Here is a 20,009-nt window from a genome sequence, read left to right as displayed (position 1 = left end):
GTTTCTACGCCACTTCAGTGGCGGTCAAATAATTTATTCGTTAACCATTTTTGCAAATTTTTCAAAAAGATATTTTGTGTCGTGTGGGCCTGGTGATGCTTCAGGATGAAATTGGACGGAAAATATTGGCAGTTTTTTATGTTCCATACCTTCAAGTGTGCCATCGTTAAGATTTATATGTGTTACTTCAAAATCAGAATTACCTTCAATCCCCCATCTCATATCTCCTATTTGCCTTGTCTTAACTGCAAAATTATGGTTTTCAGCAGTAATTTCTACACGACCTGTTTTCAGATTCTTTATGGGCTGGTTAGAACCGTGATGACCGAATTTTAGTTTGTATGTTTTGGCACCGGAGGCAAGTGCGAGAATTTGATGCCCGAGACAGATACCGAAAATTGGGACAGAGTAACGAGTAACGAGTAACGAGTTAAGGAGTTGCTGTGTTGTTTTGATAGCGTAAGGGACACCTTCAGGGTCACCAGGACCGTTTGAAAGAAGAATCCCTTTTGGTTTCAGAGACAGAATCTTTTCAAAAGATGTTTTTGCTGGTACAACTATCGGGTTTAGACCTACTTCTACAAGCAACCTTAAAATGTTTAACTTAACACCGAAATCTATCACAATAACATCAGGCGATTGGGCGATCGGGCCCACACCAATACATTGGTGGGGGATTTGGCGATTAGGCGATTTGGTGAACTTGTAGATTGTCTTACAGGTGACTTCTTTTACAAGATCTCTGCCAATAATATCAGGTGCTAATTTCAATTTTTTCAATAACGATTTTTTGTCAAAATCAATTGTTGAAACAATACTTTTCATAGAGCCTTTTTCTCTTATTTTTTTTACAAGTGCTCGTGTGTCTATACTTTCAATTGCTACAATTTTATTTTCTTTTAAGAATTCAGCGAGTGATTTTTTTGCACGCCAGTTAGAATATGTTTTTGAGTATTCTTTAACAATAAAGCCAGAAAGATGCGGTTTTACCGACTCAAAATCTTCCAAATTGATTCCATAATTTCCAATATGCGAATATGTCATTGTAACAATCTGTCCTTTATATGACGGGTCGGTTAAAATCTCCTGATAGCCGGTCATAGATGTATTAAACACAACCTCGCCTGTTGTTTCACCATCATAACCGAACGATTCACCAAAAAATATTTCGCCGTCTTCTAAAAGTAGAACTGCATTTTTCATTTTTTACTTTTTTACAAATATATGTGAGGTATATGGGGCAAGTTGGTAGTCGGCATTTAAATGCTGACTACTTAATCCTTTTGTTTTGTTACCGATACAATCTTGCCAGATTCCGTTAGACGGAAATTTTAAGTTTACCGTTGATGTATTAGGTGAAAAATTTATCACAACTATTACAGTTTGGTCTTTGTATTCTTTACTGAATGCATAAATATACTCATCACAGGTCGTCTGAATTTTATTAGTAGTTCCTAAATACAAAACAGGATTTTCTTTTCTTATTTTGATAAGTTTTTTGTAAAAATTGCGTAACTTTTTATCACCTGCTTGCCAGTTAATTTTGAATGGCTCAAAATGTGAAGGTCGTTCTGTTGAGCCAATTTCCTGTCCGTTGTATAAAAGTGGAACACCGTCAAGTGTAAAAATTAAGGTAGCATATACACGAACCGCCTCTTTACCAAAGGTTGCTGTTGCTCGTTTCTCGTCGTGATTTTCAATAATTCGCAGTCGTAAAGCACCATCAGGAAACTCCTTTTTCTGCTGGATTAGAACCTGATGTATATCTGCAACATTAGATTTATTACTTCTTACTTCTTCCAACAGATGATACAACTTCCATGAATATGTCAGGTCAAATGCATTTATATGAAACTCCGGGGCTTCCCATTCTGCAAGCATAAGTATTTCCGACTTAATTTTTCTTAATTCTGAGATTGCTTTCTGCCAGAAAATTGTCGGTTTCAAGCCATACATATTCCCAGCAGTATCGCACCGAAATCCATCAATATCAAATTTTTTTAGCCAGTAAGCCATTGCGTCAATCATCGCATCGTGAAGTTCAAAACTGCCATAATTCAAATGTGCGATATCATACCAGTCAGTATTCGGAACAGATATTATTTTGCCGTGCTCATTCTGGCGATACCAATCCGGATGATGTTTGAGCCACGGATGGTCCCACGCGGTATACATCGCTACCCAGTCAATAATGATTCTGAAATTATTTTTATGTGCGGATTCTACTAATTGACGAAAAGTTTTTTCATCACCTAAATCAGAATTGATAGAATAATGGTCAGCAACTGCGTAAGGTGACCCGAGTGTGCCTTTCCGATTAATTTTACCAATTTTTTGTATCGGCATCAGCCACAGGGTATTGACACCGAGTTCCTGTAATTCAGGTAGGCGATTGATAATGCCTTGAAAATTGCCTTCGTCAGAAAACACTCTTGGAAATATCTCATAAATGATTGCTTCTTTTATCCAATCAGTCATAAAAATGTATCTCTACGTCAAGTTAATAGGACGCAGATTTTCGCAGAAAAAACAGATTTAAAATTTATATTTTTAAAATCTGTGTTCATCTGCGTCCAAAAAAGGAAATTCCTATACGTTTGAATTATTATACAAGAAAATGTAAGAATTTTCAAGGGAACCTAAAAAAAGAGCACTCTGAAAAGAAATCAGAATGCTCTTGCTATTTAATAGCAGCCAACTTTTCATTTACGGCTGGTAGCTGCAATGCCGAATACTGGTTTCAGAACGCTGACCAAGTCGGTTCCAACCTTCAGCAATAATTTCGTGTGCACCTGCTGGATAGTTTGCCCAATCAAACCACCAGTATCCTACTGACTGACGACACTGACTCCAATCACCTGTATCAATTTTTACGCGAACACTGTTTGTGGATGAGTTAGCGCCTATTCTGATTGTGTAAGTCGGTGAAGTGATGACCTCATTTTCCTGTGGATAGTCAATTAACACATATGGTGTTTCTACTGCTCTGTAATTCATGTTATAGCCACCACCGTCTCCTCGTAATTGAAATATCACTTCTTGAGGGTCGCCTGTTCCATATGGAGGTATAATTATACTATTCGCTTTTAACCAAGTTTCTCCATTATAAAAACAGTGCAGAACATATTCTATACGAGTCCAAGCAGGTTGTGCAGGCAAAGAAGCTGTTGCACTAAAATAAGTATTTCCAGCACTGGTTACAGTCATCAAAGTATCTTGAATATTGATCCAATTCCCATTTGAATCAACAGGGCTCCAATGAACATATACCACTGCATTTTGAAAAATTCTCGGGACTTTTGGGCAGGGAGTCTTTACTTTGAAATTCGCTGCAGCATTTTTAAGGGAACTGGGTTGGATGGCTCAAGTTTTAGTGACTCTTTCCAATACTGTATCGCACGATTTTTATCTCTTTTATTATAATAAGCAATACCAAGATTACATAATAAGTGGGTATTCACCCCTATCAGTTTTACAATTTTATTGAATTCATTTATTGCAAGGTCAAACTGTCCTGATTTTAGATATTTCTTTCCTAAATAATCATGAGTCAATGCATAATTGTTAAATACGGTCTTAACAGTTTCGTCTTTATGAAATTTTTCTGGTATGCGATATATTGGAGTTGGTATTGCAACTGATACATGCGCGGTATTAGTTAAAGCGAATCCTAATCCTACAGGGAAAACAAAAAATTTTTTTTTAAGAATTTTTTCATATTCCGGATGAAAATCAGTATAAACCCAAAAATTATTTAGATTGTATTCTATAAATTTTAATATACCATCTGACCAATTTTTCTGATTTCTTTTTAGAGAAGGAATGATAATTGCCGGCTGTAGTCTTTTAAGTTGTTGTTGATACCATTCTTGAAACAAATAAATATAAAAAATAGGTTTTACATCAGTTCTCAAATTTTTAACATTCTGTAGATACCACATAGAAAATACATATGAATTATCAAACGCTAAAAAGATTCCATTCTCAGGTAACATATTTAGTAAATTTATTGCATAATCATATGCAAAAAAATAGTTTCGTTTATTATTTCTATCAAAATTCTTATACATAAGCCAGACTGGTATTAAACTAATACTAAAAATAAAAAATAATCCGAATCTTTTAAAATGCGATTTTATCATATCACTGATAAAATGTATTCCTATACCAGTCATTGTAATAAATAAAGCAAATCCCGGCAGAAAGATACTATCTGCTTCAGGAGTTCTATGTCCGGGTTTACCATAAAGAGAAAGCAAAACCATTAAACCCAAAAAAGCAAAAATAGAAAAAGAAAAAAAATCTTTCTTACATTTAATAATTCCTATAATCACAAATGGAATACATACAAAAGTGAATTCTTTTAATAATGAGTAGAATTGAACTCCAGTAATTTTTAGTATCTGTATTGGTGTTCTCTGAAAAATTAAGTACGAAAAATCTCGCTGAAAAATAAATCTGAAAAACAGTGATATCGTTTTTGACTCACCTGAATTAATCACCGGTGAAAGTTGAGCACGCAAAAAAATATAAAGATAAGGTGTCAACCCTAGCAGGAACATACAACACATAGTAATTATTACATTGGATGATAAGATTTTTCTTTGATGGTAGAGAATATACACAACTGCTGGTATTATTGATACCAAAGAAAGATGATTAGCCAGACTAAGTCCAAGAATAAACATCCCAAGATATAACAACTTATATGCATCTGGTTTCTGTAACCAGAGCAATATAATAAGAAAAAACAAAAGCAGCAAAAAAACATTAAAAGTATAAACCTCTGCAATAGTAGAAACTTCCCAGAATGGATTTAAGAACGCAAATACAAACGAACTAATAATTCCAGCAAAAAAATCATTTGTTATAACAATTATTATTATACATAAAAGAGAAACGCTTCCAGCACCAAAAAATACAGATGTTAGATTTAACCAGTATACAGGTTCTTTTCCTGAAAATAATTGTTCACCAAGAAACATTGCGTTTGTTCCACACAGTGTGTATAATGGGTACCCTGTAGAATGCGGAATACCTCTTGTCCAGCATGCTGATGCAAAGTCAGCAGAATCACCCCAATATACTGTCGGACATAATGTCAACCAATAGATTGTAAAAGATGTTAAGAAAATTATCATCAACCAGAATAACTTATTATTCATCATATCTAACCTGCACTGATAATTTTCTGATGGATAGCTTCTTTTACGGCTTCAGCACGGTTTTTAACCAGAAGTTTTGAAAAGATTATGTTGAGTTGGTTTTTTACTGTCTTTTCTGATATGAAAATATTATCTGCTATCTCCCTATTAGAAAATCCATCCGAAACAAGTTTCAGGATTTGTATCTCGCGTTCTGTAAACTTTTTTGCACCCGTTGTTGTTTTTACTGCATAAACAAGTTTTGATATAACTATCTCTGAAACTGACATACCTTTTTGGCATACTACATGTATAGTTTTTATCAGGTCTTCAACTAATTTTGATTTTGGCACATAACCTACAGCACCTGCTTTTACAGCATCAAGTATATGTAATTCATCCTCATAAACAGAAAGTATAATGATCTTTGTATTGAGTTTTTTAAGTATCCTTTTTGTTGCTTCAATACCGTCCATACCAGGCATTGATATGTCCATCAATACAACATCAGGTTTATATTCTTCAGCAAGTTTGACAACATAATATCCATTGTTTGTTTCGCCAACAATCTTAAAATCTTTTTCTTCTTTTAATCTTTCTCTCAAAAGTTCCCTGAAAATATTATCGTCTTCAACAATAAGTATTTTTATTGGTTTCATGGTTGTTTTGCTATATCAGCACAGGATTATGATAGACATCAATTTTTCATTTTTACTATTTCTTCTCTGCTTCTACCATTTGAAATCAACGAAATTTTTGCACCGATAAGTTGCTCTATTTTTTTTACATATTGACGGGCATTGACAGGCAAATTTGCAAATCTTGTTATCCCTTTGATTGATTCCTGCCAACCTGATAGCTCTATATAGACAGGATTTATAGATTGCATAATTTTTCTTGATGATGGGAATTTTTTTATTATTTTACCGTTATATTTATAGTCAACACAGATTTTAATTTTTTTCAAATCATCCAGCACATCCAGTTTTGTCAGCACAATTTCTTTACAACCATTTAACATAACTGCATATTTTACAGCAACCGCGTCAAACCAGCCACACCGCCGAGGTCTGCCGGTTGTAGCACCGAACTCTTTACCTTTTTGTTGAATAAACTCGCCAGTTTCATTTTGTAATTCCGTAGGCATTGGTCCTTCGCCTACCCGTGTAGTATATGCTTTAGCGATACCTAAAACTTTGTCAATTTTTGTAGGTCCTATTCCGCACCCGACACAAACCCCACCTGCAATAGGATTTGAAGATGTGACGAATGGATATGTTCCGAAATCAACATCCAAAAGTGTTCCCTGCGCACTCTCAAAAATTATCTTTTTCTTTTTCGTGATTAAGCCATTTATCAACGCTGGTGTATCAGTTACATAATTTCTGATTTTATCAACGATAACAGAATAATTCCTAAAAATGGACTTTTTAATTTCATCAATATTCCCAACCATTTTTGCTTTTTCGTCTAAATTATTTTTAAGCAATTGCTCAAAAATGTTTCTATCAATATATTCACCCAGACGGATACCTGTTCTCGCCAATTTATCTGCATAGCAGGGTCCGATTCCTTTTTTTGTTGTCCCTATTTTTTGAATTTTTTCTCTGACCGCATCTAAAATCTTGTGATATGGCAGGATAATATGTGCCTTATCAGAAATAAAAAGCCGTTCTCTAACTTTTATTCCCCTTTTTTCCAAAAAATTTATTTCAGAAACTAATGCTTCAGGGTCAATAACAACACCATTCCCGATAATACACTTTTTGCCTTTTTCAAGTATTCCCGACGGAACAAGATGTAGTACAAACTCGTTATTATCAAACACAACGGTATGACCTGCATTATTTCCACCTTGATAACGGACAATATAGTCGGCATCTTTAGATAAAAAATGCACAACCTTGCCTTTACCTTCGTCACCCCATTGAAGCCCAACCACAACAAGCGTTGACATAAATTACCGCCTTGAAATTTCTACTGCAAGAATTCTTAAAGAGTCCGCAACTATCTCACAGGCATCAGAAATGTTTTCAATCGCCTCAATTAAATCATGCGCCACCACAACCTGCGATATTGACAGATTTGATTTCAGTATAATTTTTAATAAATCTCTGTGCTGGTCGTCTGCTATTTCTTCCGTATTTTCAACAGCGGTGCAAAGTTCCAGAATTTTTTGCTCGCTTTCATTTCCAATAGTATCAACAACATCTTTAAGTTTTACTACTGCATTCACAGATGTTTCAATAAATATTTTCAGTTCCTTCCCGAAACTTTCGTCAACAGTACCATCCCATAATGCAAGAAATCTACCGGCAGTATGTGCCCAGTCAGCAATCGTATCTACCCGTATAACAAAATTCATTAAATCGGTTCTGTCTTCCGGAAGAATCACACCTGTTGACATATCAGCAATGAGTTTCCTTCGTATGATATCTGCATCATGTTCATACTGTGCAACATTATGAATAAAATTTCGCATATTTGTAAAATCTTTATTTACAAACGACTTGACTGCTTTTTCAAGTTCTTTTACCGTCTGAATAACTTTACCAAAATGTTCCTGAGAGTGTTCCAAAACCTCTTTTTCTTTTTTCATCCCAATCCATTCAAAAATGTTTCGCATAAAAAACCTCCAATTAACGGCAAATTCCAAATTCCAAACACCAAATTAAGGCAAATTCTAAATCCTAAATTTTAAATCCTAACAGTACTTTGTTAAAAAATGGCACTTTTTGAGCCCTCTTATCCCCGATTAAATCGGGGACCTGTCCCCGAATGTCTCTATCGGGGACCTCAAAAATGGTTAATCTGTCATTGCGAGCCCCGAAGTGGCGTGGCAATCTCATCACTTTGCTATTTCACCAACGAGATTGCTTCGGCGGAGTTTACCCCGCACTGTGATGTGGGGCCTCGCAATGACTTCTAATGAGATGTTTTTCTACCAAATTATCGTCGGAAGCGAAATTTAGGCTCGTACCCGATATTCATCGGGATAAACTCCACTATTTTTGGAAATTAACAAAGTTCTATTTACTGTTTCGGTCTTGGAAGCAGCGATTACTTGTTCACAGTATTTCTTCTATTTTTCTTCTGTCAATGTTTTCATTCTTTCTTCTATATTAACCATCTTCCCTTGAAAATCCTCTTTTTCTTTACCCTTTAAGGAAACACATCTCTTATAGTTTTCAACAGCATTTTCAATATTTCCTTCTTTTTCGTAAATCAATCCTAAGTAAAAATAAGCAAAGGCATAGGATGGATCAAGCCTTAAGGTTTCCCTAAGATAAAGTTCTGCTTTTTCAAAATCTCCCAATGAACCATAAGCTTTTCCTAAACCAAGGTAAGCTGTGGCATGATTAGGATCAATCTTAAGCGCTTCTCTAAAAGATACAATTGCCTTTTGATAATCCTTTATATTCCAGTAGTCCAATCCTAAATTAGTATAGAACCGAGCATCTTTATGAATTCTAATAGCCTGCTTATAAAGCTTTATTGCCTCGGCATACTTTTTATTTTCTCCAAAATCAATAGCACAATTGTAAAATATGGAAGGTAAGAAACGATTTATTTGATATGCTTTTTGGTATTTTTCTTTTGCCCACCTCATCTCATTTATAGCCAACTTTAATGCTTCCGCTTCCTTTCCCTTTATTTTATTTATCTCTTCTTCTGCCTCCTCATAATCTTCTAACTTAAAATAGGCAAAGCTAATCAAAACTCTGTAAAAGGGATTATCTGGTTCAGAGATTAAACTTCTCTTGGCAAAGGTTAATATTTCTTCTGGCTCCTTATCAATATAATTTTGGATTGATTTTACAGCTTTAAGACTTTCTTGTGCACGGGCATAATAAACTTCTCCAAGAAGATAGAAAGCGATTTCGTTTTCGGAGGAAGTCTCCAATGCCTTCCAAAGCTCATGCTCTGCTTTTTTATATTCACCCTTTTCTTTATAAACCAAGCCTAAGACTGCATGTCCTGTTCCATCCTCAGGATCTCTCTGGATTGCCTCATTAGCAAATCTTTCCTGGCTCTTTAAATCACCTGTAATTAAATAATCATGAAAAGCAAGCATTGTCTCAAACCTTAGTTTACAATTTAAGCAAAGGTAAGATTTTTTCTCATCTAATAAACTTACCCGATCCCAATGTTCTTTCATCACACAATACTTATGAGGGCAATCAGTAAATCCAAAACTCTGACCTAGAATAAAAGATATTTCAGTAACAGATCTCCTTAAAAGAACTTCTTTATTTTTCCAGAAAAAAATTGGTTCTTTTAGACGATAAAGAGAAATAAATCCAATTTTACCGGGAGCGTGCACATTGGATAACCAAAACACATTAGATCCTTTCACCTTTGGCCCAATCAAAGAGTAATAAAAAGCATAATAAATGGCTTTAGGAAAATAAGGATACATTCCACTCACGAAATACAATTCACGATTTAAGGTTGGATCTAATCTTCCTTCGGACTCCCGCCAATATATTTTTAATGTATCCCAGTCCTTAATCTCTAAATTAGTTATACCTATAATTCTTACTGCATCAGTAGGAGCGGAATATTTATCTAATTCATCAAGTAAAGTACGGGTATATGTCCAGTAAGTATGCTTGTTTTCTAAAGGTGCAGCAATTTCAGTCTCATATCTAAATCTCTCCTCTACGTATGGAATGAGTTTTTTAATAAATTCTTTATCCACTTTCCCGATAGGAACCAGGTATATTTTACCTTGACGAAATTTACCTTCTTCAATCTTTTGTGGAAATGGAAGAGGCGGAGTTGACGAAATCCTTGAATAATTAAAATAATAAAGCGGGATTCCTATAATGCTAAAACTAACCAGAAGCGGTAAAAGGAAAAGAAATACAACTACAAAGATTACTTTTATATGTGTTTTATGTCTTTTGCTACGCATGATTAAATATAGACCTAATGGAGCAAAAAATAAAAGACATAAAACGATAACCCAAGTTTTCTCATACCATTTTATCTTTTCCATATTGCAAAAAATTGTAAAACCCTTTTCCGCCTAAGGTGGATCAAAGTAGTTTTTGTTGACTTTTTCAACAGTAATTGAAAAATCAAAAATTACCGACGACTAAAATTCAAATGTAAGCAAATGCTTACATTTTTTGTTTGATTTTCGTCTTAAAACAGCAAATACATTTTATACACAAAAAAAGAAATTATACCAGAAACTAACGGCGTAATAACCCACGCAATAACTATATCTCTTGCAATTCTGAAATTAACAACCTGACTTTTGCGAACCAGCCCGAGACCTATAATCGCACCAACTAATGCATGGGTTGTTGAAACCGGTATTTTCAGTTGGGTAAAAAAATGCACAGTTAATGCAGTTGCTATATCAGAACATACACCCATCGCAGGTGTAAGTCGCGTGATACTACAGCCGACAGTTATTGCTACTTTTGAACCAAACAACACTGCACCTGTCAGTATTCCGCATCCGCCGAGAAAAACTGCAGTTTTCACTGAAACCACTTTAGAAGCCGAGAGCAATGCGGTAGCATTTGCTACATCGTTTGCACCCCAGGTATATGCAGTATAACAACTTGTAACAACAATCAACCATTTACAGATTTTAGAGAATTGTTTTTCAAACTGGAATTTTTTAAGTATAAAAACCAAACTCAAAAATACCGTATAAGCAATCAGTCCTGCACCAGTTGGTGTGGCAATCCAGCAGATAACAATTTTTTTTAATATCTGCCAGTTAATAGGTGATGCAATTGCAAGACCAAGCCCGGCAATCCCACCAACAACTGAATGAGTAGTACTTATAGGTAGTCCAAAATAAGTTGCTAAGAAAACCCAAAATATCGCACCTATCAAGCCGAGTAGTACTACTTCAATAGTTAAATATGCAGCGGGAACAATTCCACTACCGATTGTTTTGGAAACCTTATGACCTTCTAATATAGCGCCTAATAATGCACATAAACCGCACAAAAACATCCCTCTAACAACCTGGCGTGTGCGTGCACCGATAACACCAACCCAATCTCCGAACGAATTAGCAGCATCGTTCGCACCAATCGCAACTGCGTAAACAACTGCAAGCCCGATACAAAATAATATCATATTTTTAGTCGGTCAAAAATTTTTTTGATATTCCTTATGTAATAATCAGTATTAAAACAATTTGCTATTTCTTTTTCTGTAAGAAATTTTTTAAGTTTGTTTTTGTTTCTGAAGCTTTCTTGAGCCAGTTTTTGGATAATCGGATAAATTTTTTCACGAGAATAACCTTTTTTTATAATTTCTAAAAGCAGCCGTTGTGAAAAAATTGCATTTTTTGTGAGTGCGAGGTTATCAACCATTTTTTGAGTATTGACACTCATATTTTTAATAACATAATCCATTTTTTTAAGAACATAGTCAAGCAGAATTGTAGAATCGGGAAGTATTATTCTTTCTACAGAAGAATGCGAAATATCCCGTTCGTTCCACAGTGCGATATTTTCTAATGATGATAAAGCATTTGCTCTAATTACTCTTGCAAGTCCGCAGAGTTGTTCGCAAATTACAGGGTTTCTTTTGTGTGGCATTGCAGATGAGCCTTTCTGACCGACAGTAAATGGTTCTTCAACTTCGGCTATTTCTGTTCGCTGAAGTGTTCTTATTTCAGTTGCAAACCGTTCTATTGATGAAGCGATTATATCAAGTGTAAGCAGAAACTGTGAGTGTCTGTCTCTGGGAATGATTTGTGTAGATACAGGTTCGGGCACAAGCCCCAGTTTTTTACAAACATATTCTTCAATTTCTGGTTCAATATGAGCATATGTTCCAACCGCACCTGAAATTTTGCCAAACGAGATATTCTGTTGTGCAATTTTAAGTCGCTGAATATTTCTCAACATTTCACTATACCAGCCCGCAAGTTTGAATCCGAAAGTGATTGGTTCTGCATGAATACCGTGTGTTCTGCCAATCATTAGCGTATTTTTATATTTTCGCGCTTGATTTTTTATCGTCTGGGAAAATGTTTCTAAATCAGCAATCAGAATATCGGATGCCTCTTTTAACTGGAGTGCAAGTGCTGTATCCAAAACATCAGAAGAGGTAAGTCCTCTGTGAATATAGATTGAGTCCTTTCCAACGCTCCCAGCAACGTATGTCAAAAACGCAATCACATCATGCTTGACAATTTTTTCTATTTCTTTGATTATTTTGAGCTTAAATGTGGCATGTTTTTTTATTCTTTCATATGCGGTTCTTGGAATTTCGCCTTTTTTACAAAGTGCCTCACAAACAGCGATTTCTACATCCAACATTTTCTGGAACCTACTCTCATCAGTCCATATTTTTAACATTTCTGGATAACAATATCTCTCAATCATAAACACCTCGTTCTGTCAGTTGCTCATTTAGCTAAATGAGCAAGTGTCTTTTTATAACTAATTTTATTGCTTCAGGATAAAGTTTATGCTCTTGTTTTAACACCCGTTTTTGTAATTTTACAGGTGTATCGTTCTTAAAAACCTTCACTTTTTTTTGCAAAATTATTTTTCCATGGTCGTATTTTTCATCAACAAGATGAACCGTGCAGCCGGATATCCTCTCGTTTGCTTCAAGCACCGTTTGATGAACTTTTATGCCATACATTCCTTTTCCGCCGAATTTTGGTAAAAGTGCAGGATGGATATTTAGGATTTTACCTCTATATTTTCTGATAAAATTTTTACCAAGTTTTAATAAAAATCCAGCAAGACAAACTAAATCAACTTCAAATTTTTCAAGAATCTCAATCGCTTTTCTATCAAAATCATATTTTTTTGCGTCAACAAAAACTGCTCTTATATTATACTTTTTCGCTCGCTGTAATGCAAATGCTTCTTTTTTGTTACTTATAACCACCACAACTTTTGCATCAATTTTGTGTGACATACAGGCATCAATAATCGCTTGAAGATTTGTCCCACTGCCTGATACCAAAACACCGATTTTTATTTTGTTAGACAACTTCTACTCCTTTTTTCCCTTTAACAATCTCACCAATAATAATTGAATCCTTCAACAACTCAAGAACTCGTGAACTCGTGAACTCGTGAATTATCATTACCATTCCAATTCCCATATTAAAAGTTCTGTACATTTCTCTATCAGAGATATTTCCTTTTTTTTGAATAACCTTAAATATTTCCGGTACATTCCAACGATTTTTACGAATAACAGCTCTACAATTTTCTGGGAGTATTCTAACGATATTATCATAAAAACCACCGCCAGTGATGTGACAGATACCAGTAATTGCAGATTGCAGATTGCAGATTGCAGATTGAATTTCTTTTACATAGATTTTTGTTGGTTTAAGAAATTCATTACCAAATTTTTTAATTTCTTTTTCTGCAAAAACCTTTCTGATAAGTGAAAAACCATTTGAATGAAGACCGCTTGATGGAATGCCAATTATCAAATCACCATTTTTTATTCTTGTGCCATCAATAATCTTTTCCTTATCAATAATACCAACCGCAAAACCTGCTAAATCATATTCATTACCTTTGTAAAATCCCGGCATTTCTGCTGTCTCACCGCCGAGCAATACACATCTTGCTTGTTCACAACCATTTTTTATCCCAATAATTACATCTTTAGCAATTTTTAGATTCAGTTTTCCACAAGCATAATAGTCAAGAAAAAATAATGGTGTTGCACCACAACATAAAACATCATTTACATTCATTGCAACAAGGTCAATCCCAACAGTATCATGCTTATTCAATAATTGTGCAATTTTCAGTTTTGTACCAACACCATCACAAGAAGCCGCAAGATATATGTCGGGTTTGTTGAGTTTATTGAGTTCATTGAGTTTGTAAAGTCCTGAAAATCCACCAATTTTTGGAGATAGTTTTTTTATCCAACTCACAAGTTTATTTGCTTTATTTATATCAACACCAGATTTTTTGTAACACAGATTACACAGATTTTTCATATCACAGATTACACAGATTTACTGCCTGGTTTTACAAGCGGTATTCCTTTTTTACATAACGGACAAGTTTCAGGTTTATATGTTTTTATTTTCAGTTTTAATAATGAGATAGCGAAATTTTTTAATTGCGACCTATCAATAATTGTAGCCATTCCTGCTATCTTACCACCTGCTTTTTTTACCACTTCCATTACTTCGTTTGTAGAACCACCAGTTGTAATTACATCTTCAACAACAAGACAGTTTTCACCCTTTTTTATTTCAAATCCACGCCGAAGTTTCATTACTCCATTTTCGCGTTCACAGAATATAGCCCGACAGTTTAGTTGTCTTGCAACCTCCTGTCCGATAACAATCCCGCCTATCGCAGGACTAATAACACAAGAGACAGTTGATAAGTTGATAAGTTGATAAGTTGATAAGATTTTTTTTATTAAGGCTTTTGCAAGTTGCTCAGCAATATTGGGATATTGCAAAACTTTTGCACATTGAATATATTTGTCTGAATGTAGTCCCGACGAAAGCAGAAAATGTCCTATTAAAAGTGCTTTTTTTTCTTTGACTAATTTTAGTGTATTCATTTTATTTCTTCAAGCGTTTTTTCTGTTACTAAAAGTGGATTTTCTGCTTTAATTATCGGCCTTCCAACAACAATATAATCAGCACCTTTTTCTTTTGCTTCTTTCGGGGTAAGTGTTCTTTTTTGGTCATCAGTTTCTTCAGCAAGACGAATTCCTGGAACAATTATTTGAAGCCTACTAATTTTTTTCACAATATCTATTTCTCTCGGCGAACACACAATGCCATCAAGTCCTACATCTTTTGCTATTTTAGTTAATAATTCAACTTGTGCTTCTATTTTTTGTGATATTCCAATCTCTTTTAAATCGTTGTCGTCTAAACTTGTAAGAACTGTTATCCCCCATAAAAGTGGCCTGTTTTTTAGCGATATACATTTTTCAAGCATCTCTTTCCCGCCTGAAATATGTAGTGATACCGCAAAAACTTTTTTTTCACCTGCAACCATAACAGCATCAGAAACAACAGTTGGTATATCGTGATATTTCAAATCCAGAAATACTTTACAACCGTTTGAATTTAATATCTCCAGAATAGCAGGACCAACCGCTGTAAAAAGTTTTGAACCCACTTTGAATATTTTTACTTTATGTTTCAGAAGTTTAACAATTTTTTCTGCCGGTGATATACTATCAACATCTAATGCAACAATCAGTTCCATATTAAACCTAAATTATCACGAACAAAGGCAAACATCACGAATTGTTACAAATTTCGTTCGTATTTATTCGTGTTAACATTCATAGCATTTATTCGCGATATCTCTTCAATTATTTCTATTGTTGTTTGGGGGTTCGCAAAATTCGCACAACCAACAGCAACCGCTTTTGCACCTGCTCTAAAAAATTCCAGCGCATCATTTACATCCATTATCCCGCCCATACCGATTACTGGGATTCTTACCGTCTGACAAGCCAGATAAACCATTCGTAAAGCAATATGTTTTATGCAGGGCCCTGAGAGACCACCAAACACCAGAGATGGAGAGAAAAACAGAACAGGGAAAGAGTTGATTAAAGAAACAGCGTCACAGCCGGCATCCTCACAAGATTTTGCAATTTTTGTAATATCGGTAACATTTGGTGAAAGTTTGGTAATCAAAGTCAAGTTTGTTCTTTTTCTTATAGTGCTTACGAGTTTATATGTTTGTTTAGCACTTTGTGAAATAATTTTTTTACCGATTATATTCGGGCAGGAAAGATTCAGTTCAACCGCAGCAATTTTTTCAGAATTTAATGTTTCTATTATTTCTAACAATTCTTTTTCTGTATTTCCGCCGACACTTACGATGATATGTGTTTTTGTAATTTTTTTTAATTCTGCCAGTTTATCTTTTAAGAAAATTTCTAATCCAACATTTTGAAGTCCGATAGAGTTTATCATTCCGTAATGTAGTTCAAAAATTCGTGGTTGAGGATTTCCCAATCGTGGTTTTAATGTAATCGTTTTTGTAACAATTGCACCAATTTTATCTAAATCTACCAAATCCTTGAATTCAAGCCCGTAGCCGAAAGTACCTGATGCAACCATCACTGGATTTTTTAGTTTCAGTTTCCCGATTAGCACACTCATTTTTTCATTTGCTCATTTAGCTAAATGAGCAAGTATCATTCCCAAATTATTTGTTCAGCATCAAAAATGGGACCGTCTTTACAAACCCGTTTGTATTCATAGTTATTTTTCATTTTTAATTTTTCATTTTTAATTGTTTTTATCACACAGCCCATACAGGCGCCTATCCCACACGCCATTTTTTCTTCTAACGAGATATAACATTTTAATTTATATTTTTTTGATATTTCAGCAATTTGTTTCAGCATTGGTTTTGAGCCGCAAGCGTAAACGGCTGTGGATAGGTGGTTAGGTGGATAGGTGGTTAAGTGATTAGCAAAGACATCAGAAATCAATCCTTTTTTACCTAAAGTGCCATCGTCGGTAGAGATAAAAAGTTTACAACCAAGCTTCTTGAATTCTTTTTTGAACAAAATTTCTTTTTTTGTTTTTGCACCGATAAAAACGGCAGTGGATATGTGGATAAGTGAATAAGTGGATAAGTGTTTAGCGAGAAATAGAAGTGAGGCGATACCGGTTCCACCGGCGACAAGTGAGATGGGAGATGTGAGATGTAAGATGTGAGATGGGAAACAATTGCCAAGAGGACCAATAATACTTAACGAATCACCAACCTGACATCTACTCAGAACTTCTGTGCCACAGCCTACAACTTTAAAAACAATATCAAAAGTTTTTTTATTAACGCCACAAATACTGAACGGCCTTCGTAAAAATGTTTTTTCATTGTCTATTTTTATCATTACAAACTGACCGGGTTTTGCTGAATGAGCAATTTCAGGACTATAAAAAGTAATTAAAAAATGCTTTTCAGCAAGTTGTTTTTTGGCGACTATTTGTGAGTCAATCTGATATAATTTTTCCATTTTCCTTTACAATTTTGCCACCAACGATTGTCGTTATAGCAAAACCTATTAATTTCATTCCGATGAATGGTGAGTTTTTACTTTTAGATTCAAATTTGTCAATAGTTTTTGTTTTATTCAAATCAATTATTGTTATATCCGCAGCAGAACCTATAGATAGAGATCCACAATTTAGATTAAATATCTTTGCAGGATTGAATGTTAGTTTTTCAATTGCTTGAGATAATGTTAAAACTTTTTTATGGACAAGTTTTGTAATCACTAAAGGCAATGTTGTCTCAAGCCCGATTATCCCAGAAGGTGCAATCTTAAACTCTTGTTGTTTTTCTTCAGCCAGATGCGGTGCATGGTCTGAAGCGATACAATCAATAGTATCATCCGCGAGTCCATGAAGCAATGCTTTTACATCATCTTCAGTTCTCAATGGCGGGTTAACTTTTAAGTTAGTATCATAATTTCTATTTTTTATTTCTTTATCAGTTAATGAAAGATGGTGTGGCGTAACTTCTGCGGTAATTTTTACTCCTCGTTTTTTGGCATCTCTTACAAGTTCTACAGATTTGGCAGTTGAGATATGCGCAATATGTAAACGCCCATCGGTAAGTTCACAAAGTGCAATATCTCGTGCGACAATAATTTCTTCTGCCTGTCTTGGAATCCCTTTCAAGCCTAAAACTGTTGATATATATCCTTCGTTCATTTCACCATCTTTTGTAAGATTCGTATCCTCGCAATGTGAAATAACAGGTAGGTCAAACATTTTACTATATTCAAGTGCTTTTCGCATTATATTTGCATTCATCACCGGTTTGCCATCGTCTGAAATTGCAACAATTCCTGCATTTTTCATCTTGCCTATTTCTGCGAGTTCTTCGCCTTTCTGACCTTTCGTGATAGCACCAACTGGCAGAACATTTACAATACCTTCGTGCATTGCAGTCATCAACACGAATTTAACTCCGGTAACAGAATCTATTGGTGGATGTGTATTTGGCATCGCAAATATCGTCGTGAACCCGCCTGAAGCAGCTGCCCTTGTTCCTGAAGCGATTGTTTCTTCGTCGCTATGCCCGGGTTCTCGTAAATGTGTATGAATATCAATCAGCCCGGGTGTTACAATTTTATTTTTAGCATCAATAACTTTGGCATTTGGCATTTGGCATTTAGCATTTTGTATTTTACCGATTTTTACAATTTTTCCATTTTCTACAAGAATATCAGCTTTTTTACAAATTCTATTTGCAGGGTCTACGACAAGTCCGTTAAGAATTAAAAGATTCACATTCGCCTCCGTCAGTATCAGCTAAAAGATAAAGCACCGCCATTCTTACAGCAATTCCATTTGTTACCTGCTCGGTAATTACTGACTTTTTACTATCGGCAACTTCGGTTGAAATTTCTATTCCTCTGTTCATAGGACCCGGATGCATTATTAAGATATCTTTTTTTGCATTAAGAAGTTTTTCAGAATTAACCCCGAAAATTTCGCTATATTCTTCAAGTGTTGGGAAAAGATGTTGTTCCTGCCTTTCTTTTTGTATTCTTAATATATTTATAACATCCAGTTTATGAATAATTTTTGAAATATCATAATGAACTTCAACATTCATTTTATAGATTTCTGCAGGTATTAAAGTAGCAGGTGCTACAACAAACACATTGGCGCCTAATTTATTCAAGCCCCATATATTTGACCGTGCAACTCTTGAATGCAAAATATCGCCGACGATTGCGATATTCAGACCTTTGATTCTATCTTTTTTTTCTAAAATTGTGAAAATATCCAGAAGCCCTTGTGTCGGATGTTCATGCATTCCATCGCCGGCATTAATAATAGATGCTGAGATTGTCTTCGCAATAATATGGGCAGCGCCTGACATACTGTGTCTGATAACAACGAAATCGGCTTTCATTGCTTCAATTGTTTTTGCTGTATCTATGAGTGATTCGCCTTTTACTACTGACGAAGTTGATATTGCGATATTTACCGTATCAGCCGAAAGCCGTTTTGCTGCGAGTTCAAACGATGTTCTTGTTCTTGTAGATGGCTCGTAAAAAAGCAGCACGACTGTTTTTCCGCGTAATGTCGGTACTTTTTTAACTGTCCTTGTAAATAGTTGTTTGAACGGTTTAGCAGTTTTCAGTATTAGTTCTATTTCTTTTTTAGAAAGATATTCAAGCCCCAATAGGTCTTTGTGATTTAATTTCATCCCGCTTTTCCTCCTTGCTCTTTTAATACAACTTTATCTTCTCTATCAATTTCTTTCAAGTTAACGCATATTAATTCTTTTTTAGAAGTCGGAAATTTTTTCCCAACAAAATCCGGTTGAATTGGGAACTCACGGCCATCTCTATCAATAAGAACAGCAAGTTTGATTGTTTTAGGTCTACCGAAATCAATTATTTCATCTATTGCAGCCCGTATTGTTCTGCCTGTAAAAAGCACATCATCAACCAGCATGATATGTTTTCCTGTTACATCAAACGATATTTTTGTCTCTTTCACAATAGGCTGGTGTGAAATTGAATTAACATCATCTCTGTAGAGTGTAATATCTAAAATACCCAACGGCACTGTTAGACCTGTAATTTTCTTTATTAAATTTTTAAGCCGTTGGGCAATATAAATCCCACGGGTTTGAATCCCGATGAGTGCTATTTTTTCAACATCATAAGATTTTTCAATAATTTCGTGAGCAAGTCGCAGCAATGTTCTTGCAATTTCTTTTTCAGTCATTATCACTTTTTTCTGAATTAGTTGTTGAGTAGACATCTTTATAACCTCCTTGTGGTGACAGCCCTATCGGGCTGTCGTGCCCCTCGCAGAACCGTGCTTGCAGATTGCCCACACACGGCTCTTCAATAACACTTCCTCATAAAGCA

The 20,009-nt window shown here is 35.0% G+C and carries 19 protein-coding genes; all 19 read right to left on the bottom strand.

Features of this window, described 5'->3' with window-relative positions; genetic code table 11:
• Window positions 1-33: 33 nt before the first annotated feature.
• The 19 genes from carA to pyrR all read right to left on the bottom strand — a co-directional run bounded on the left by carA (window position 34) and on the right by pyrR (window position 19,899).
• The gene (gene carA, locus AB1349_06240) at window positions 34-1,203 is read right to left on the bottom strand and encodes a glutamine-hydrolyzing carbamoyl-phosphate synthase small subunit (GenBank protein MEW6556937.1); all 1,170 of its coding nucleotides are present in this window, start codon (window positions 1,201-1,203) and stop codon (window positions 34-36) included.
• A 3-nt stretch (window positions 1,204-1,206) separates the two neighbouring features.
• Window positions 1,207-2,478 carry an alpha-amylase family glycosyl hydrolase gene (locus tag AB1349_06235; protein MEW6556936.1) on the bottom strand — a complete coding sequence of 424 codons (1,272 nt, stop codon included), beginning with the start codon at window positions 2,476-2,478 and terminating at the stop codon, window positions 1,207-1,209.
• Window positions 2,479-2,706: 228 nt separating this feature from the next.
• The gene (locus tag AB1349_06230; protein ID MEW6556935.1) at window positions 2,707-3,207 is read right to left on the bottom strand and encodes a hypothetical protein; all 501 of its coding nucleotides are present in this window, start codon (window positions 3,205-3,207) and stop codon (window positions 2,707-2,709) included.
• A 107-nt stretch (window positions 3,208-3,314) separates the two neighbouring features.
• Window positions 3,315-5,168 carry a DUF2723 domain-containing protein gene (locus AB1349_06225; GenBank protein MEW6556934.1) on the bottom strand — a complete coding sequence of 618 codons (1,854 nt, stop codon included), beginning with the start codon at window positions 5,166-5,168 and terminating at the stop codon, window positions 3,315-3,317.
• A gap of 2 nt (window positions 5,169-5,170) precedes the next feature.
• Entirely contained in the window at window positions 5,171-5,803 is a 633-nt protein-coding gene (locus tag AB1349_06220) for a response regulator transcription factor (protein ID MEW6556933.1), read from the bottom strand.
• A 38-nt stretch (window positions 5,804-5,841) separates the two neighbouring features.
• Window positions 5,842-7,101 (bottom strand): adenylosuccinate synthase, encoded by a 1,260-nt coding sequence (locus tag AB1349_06215; GenBank protein MEW6556932.1) that lies wholly within the window; start codon window positions 7,099-7,101, stop codon window positions 5,842-5,844.
• A gap of 3 nt (window positions 7,102-7,104) precedes the next feature.
• Window positions 7,105-7,770, bottom strand: a complete 666-nt coding sequence (locus tag AB1349_06210) for a DUF47 family protein (protein ID MEW6556931.1) — start codon at window positions 7,768-7,770, stop codon at window positions 7,105-7,107.
• 456 nt (window positions 7,771-8,226) lie between these two features.
• Window positions 8,227-10,146: a tetratricopeptide repeat protein gene (locus tag AB1349_06205; protein MEW6556930.1), complete on the bottom strand. Its 1,920-nt coding sequence runs from the start codon at window positions 10,144-10,146 to the stop codon at window positions 8,227-8,229.
• 149 nt (window positions 10,147-10,295) lie between these two features.
• Window positions 10,296-11,252, bottom strand: coding sequence for an inorganic phosphate transporter (locus AB1349_06200; protein ID MEW6556929.1), 957 nt, complete (start codon window positions 11,250-11,252; stop codon window positions 10,296-10,298).
• On the bottom strand, window positions 11,249-12,511 hold the full coding sequence (purB, locus tag AB1349_06195; GenBank protein MEW6556928.1) for an adenylosuccinate lyase: 1,263 nt from the start codon (window positions 12,509-12,511) through the stop codon (window positions 11,249-11,251). The genes AB1349_06200 and purB overlap by 4 nt, the downstream gene beginning before the upstream one ends.
• Window positions 12,512-12,542: 31 nt before the next feature.
• The gene (purN, locus tag AB1349_06190; GenBank protein ID MEW6556927.1) at window positions 12,543-13,133 is read right to left on the bottom strand and encodes a phosphoribosylglycinamide formyltransferase; all 591 of its coding nucleotides are present in this window, start codon (window positions 13,131-13,133) and stop codon (window positions 12,543-12,545) included.
• The gene (gene purM, locus AB1349_06185) at window positions 13,126-14,091 is read right to left on the bottom strand and encodes a phosphoribosylformylglycinamidine cyclo-ligase (GenBank protein ID MEW6556926.1); all 966 of its coding nucleotides are present in this window, start codon (window positions 14,089-14,091) and stop codon (window positions 13,126-13,128) included. Before purM ends, purN begins: the two co-directional genes overlap by 8 nt.
• A 26-nt stretch (window positions 14,092-14,117) precedes the next feature.
• Window positions 14,118-14,690, bottom strand: coding sequence for an orotate phosphoribosyltransferase (pyrE, locus tag AB1349_06180; GenBank protein ID MEW6556925.1), 573 nt, complete (start codon window positions 14,688-14,690; stop codon window positions 14,118-14,120).
• Window positions 14,687-15,349, bottom strand: a complete 663-nt coding sequence (gene pyrF / locus AB1349_06175; protein MEW6556924.1) for an orotidine-5'-phosphate decarboxylase — start codon at window positions 15,347-15,349, stop codon at window positions 14,687-14,689. The genes pyrE and pyrF overlap by 4 nt, the downstream gene beginning before the upstream one ends.
• A gap of 44 nt (window positions 15,350-15,393) precedes the next feature.
• A complete protein-coding gene (locus tag AB1349_06170) occupies window positions 15,394-16,260 on the bottom strand; it encodes a dihydroorotate dehydrogenase (protein MEW6556923.1) in 867 nt (288 codons plus the stop codon).
• 35 nt (window positions 16,261-16,295) lie between these two features.
• Window positions 16,296-17,126, bottom strand: a complete 831-nt coding sequence (locus AB1349_06165; GenBank protein MEW6556922.1) for a dihydroorotate dehydrogenase electron transfer subunit — start codon at window positions 17,124-17,126, stop codon at window positions 16,296-16,298.
• A complete protein-coding gene (locus AB1349_06160; protein MEW6556921.1) occupies window positions 17,104-18,408 on the bottom strand; it encodes a dihydroorotase in 1,305 nt (434 codons plus the stop codon). Before AB1349_06160 ends, AB1349_06165 begins: the two co-directional genes overlap by 23 nt.
• Entirely contained in the window at window positions 18,389-19,336 is a 948-nt protein-coding gene (locus tag AB1349_06155) for an aspartate carbamoyltransferase catalytic subunit (protein ID MEW6556920.1), read from the bottom strand. Before AB1349_06155 ends, AB1349_06160 begins: the two co-directional genes overlap by 20 nt.
• Window positions 19,333-19,899, bottom strand: coding sequence for a bifunctional pyr operon transcriptional regulator/uracil phosphoribosyltransferase PyrR (gene pyrR, locus AB1349_06150; protein ID MEW6556919.1), 567 nt, complete (start codon window positions 19,897-19,899; stop codon window positions 19,333-19,335). Before pyrR ends, AB1349_06155 begins: the two co-directional genes overlap by 4 nt.
• Window positions 19,900-20,009: the final 110 nt, after the last annotated feature.

The sequence above is a fragment of the Elusimicrobiota bacterium genome (assembly GCA_040757695.1).
GTDB lineage: Bacteria > Elusimicrobiota > UBA8919 > UBA8919 > UBA8919 > JBFLWK01.
The sequence above is the reverse complement of the archived record's forward strand: the minus strand, read 5'-3'. Positions and strand labels throughout refer to the sequence as shown.

Coding starts and splice junctions, on each gene's coding strand:
- carA (MEW6556937.1), bottom strand. CDS start 1,203: ATGAAAAATGCAGTTCTACTTTTAGAAGACGGCGAAATATTTTTTGGT.
- AB1349_06170 (MEW6556923.1), bottom strand. CDS start 16,260: ATGAGTGTGCTAATCGGGAAACTGAAACTAAAAAATCCAGTGATGGTT.
- AB1349_06205 (MEW6556930.1), bottom strand. CDS start 10,146: ATGGAAAAGATAAAATGGTATGAGAAAACTTGGGTTATCGTTTTATGT.
- AB1349_06230 (MEW6556935.1), bottom strand. CDS start 3,207: ATGACTGTAACCAGTGCTGGAAATACTTATTTTAGTGCAACAGCTTCT.
- AB1349_06225 (MEW6556934.1), bottom strand. CDS start 5,168: ATGATGAATAATAAGTTATTCTGGTTGATGATAATTTTCTTAACATCT.
- pyrF (MEW6556924.1), bottom strand. CDS start 15,349: ATGGAACTGATTGTTGCATTAGATGTTGATAGTATATCACCGGCAGAA.
- AB1349_06210 (MEW6556931.1), bottom strand. CDS start 7,770: ATGCGAAACATTTTTGAATGGATTGGGATGAAAAAAGAAAAAGAGGTT.
- AB1349_06200 (MEW6556929.1), bottom strand. CDS start 11,252: ATGATATTATTTTGTATCGGGCTTGCAGTTGTTTACGCAGTTGCGATT.
- AB1349_06220 (MEW6556933.1), bottom strand. CDS start 5,803: ATGAAACCAATAAAAATACTTATTGTTGAAGACGATAATATTTTCAGG.
- AB1349_06215 (MEW6556932.1), bottom strand. CDS start 7,101: ATGTCAACGCTTGTTGTGGTTGGGCTTCAATGGGGTGACGAAGGTAAA.
- pyrE (MEW6556925.1), bottom strand. CDS start 14,690: ATGAATACACTAAAATTAGTCAAAGAAAAAAAAGCACTTTTAATAGGA.
- pyrR (MEW6556919.1), bottom strand. CDS start 19,899: ATGTCTACTCAACAACTAATTCAGAAAAAAGTGATAATGACTGAAAAA.
- AB1349_06165 (MEW6556922.1), bottom strand. CDS start 17,126: ATGGAAAAATTATATCAGATTGACTCACAAATAGTCGCCAAAAAACAA.
- purB (MEW6556928.1), bottom strand. CDS start 12,511: ATGATTGAGAGATATTGTTATCCAGAAATGTTAAAAATATGGACTGAT.
- AB1349_06235 (MEW6556936.1), bottom strand. CDS start 2,478: ATGACTGATTGGATAAAAGAAGCAATCATTTATGAGATATTTCCAAGA.
- AB1349_06155 (MEW6556920.1), bottom strand. CDS start 19,336: ATGAAATTAAATCACAAAGACCTATTGGGGCTTGAATATCTTTCTAAA.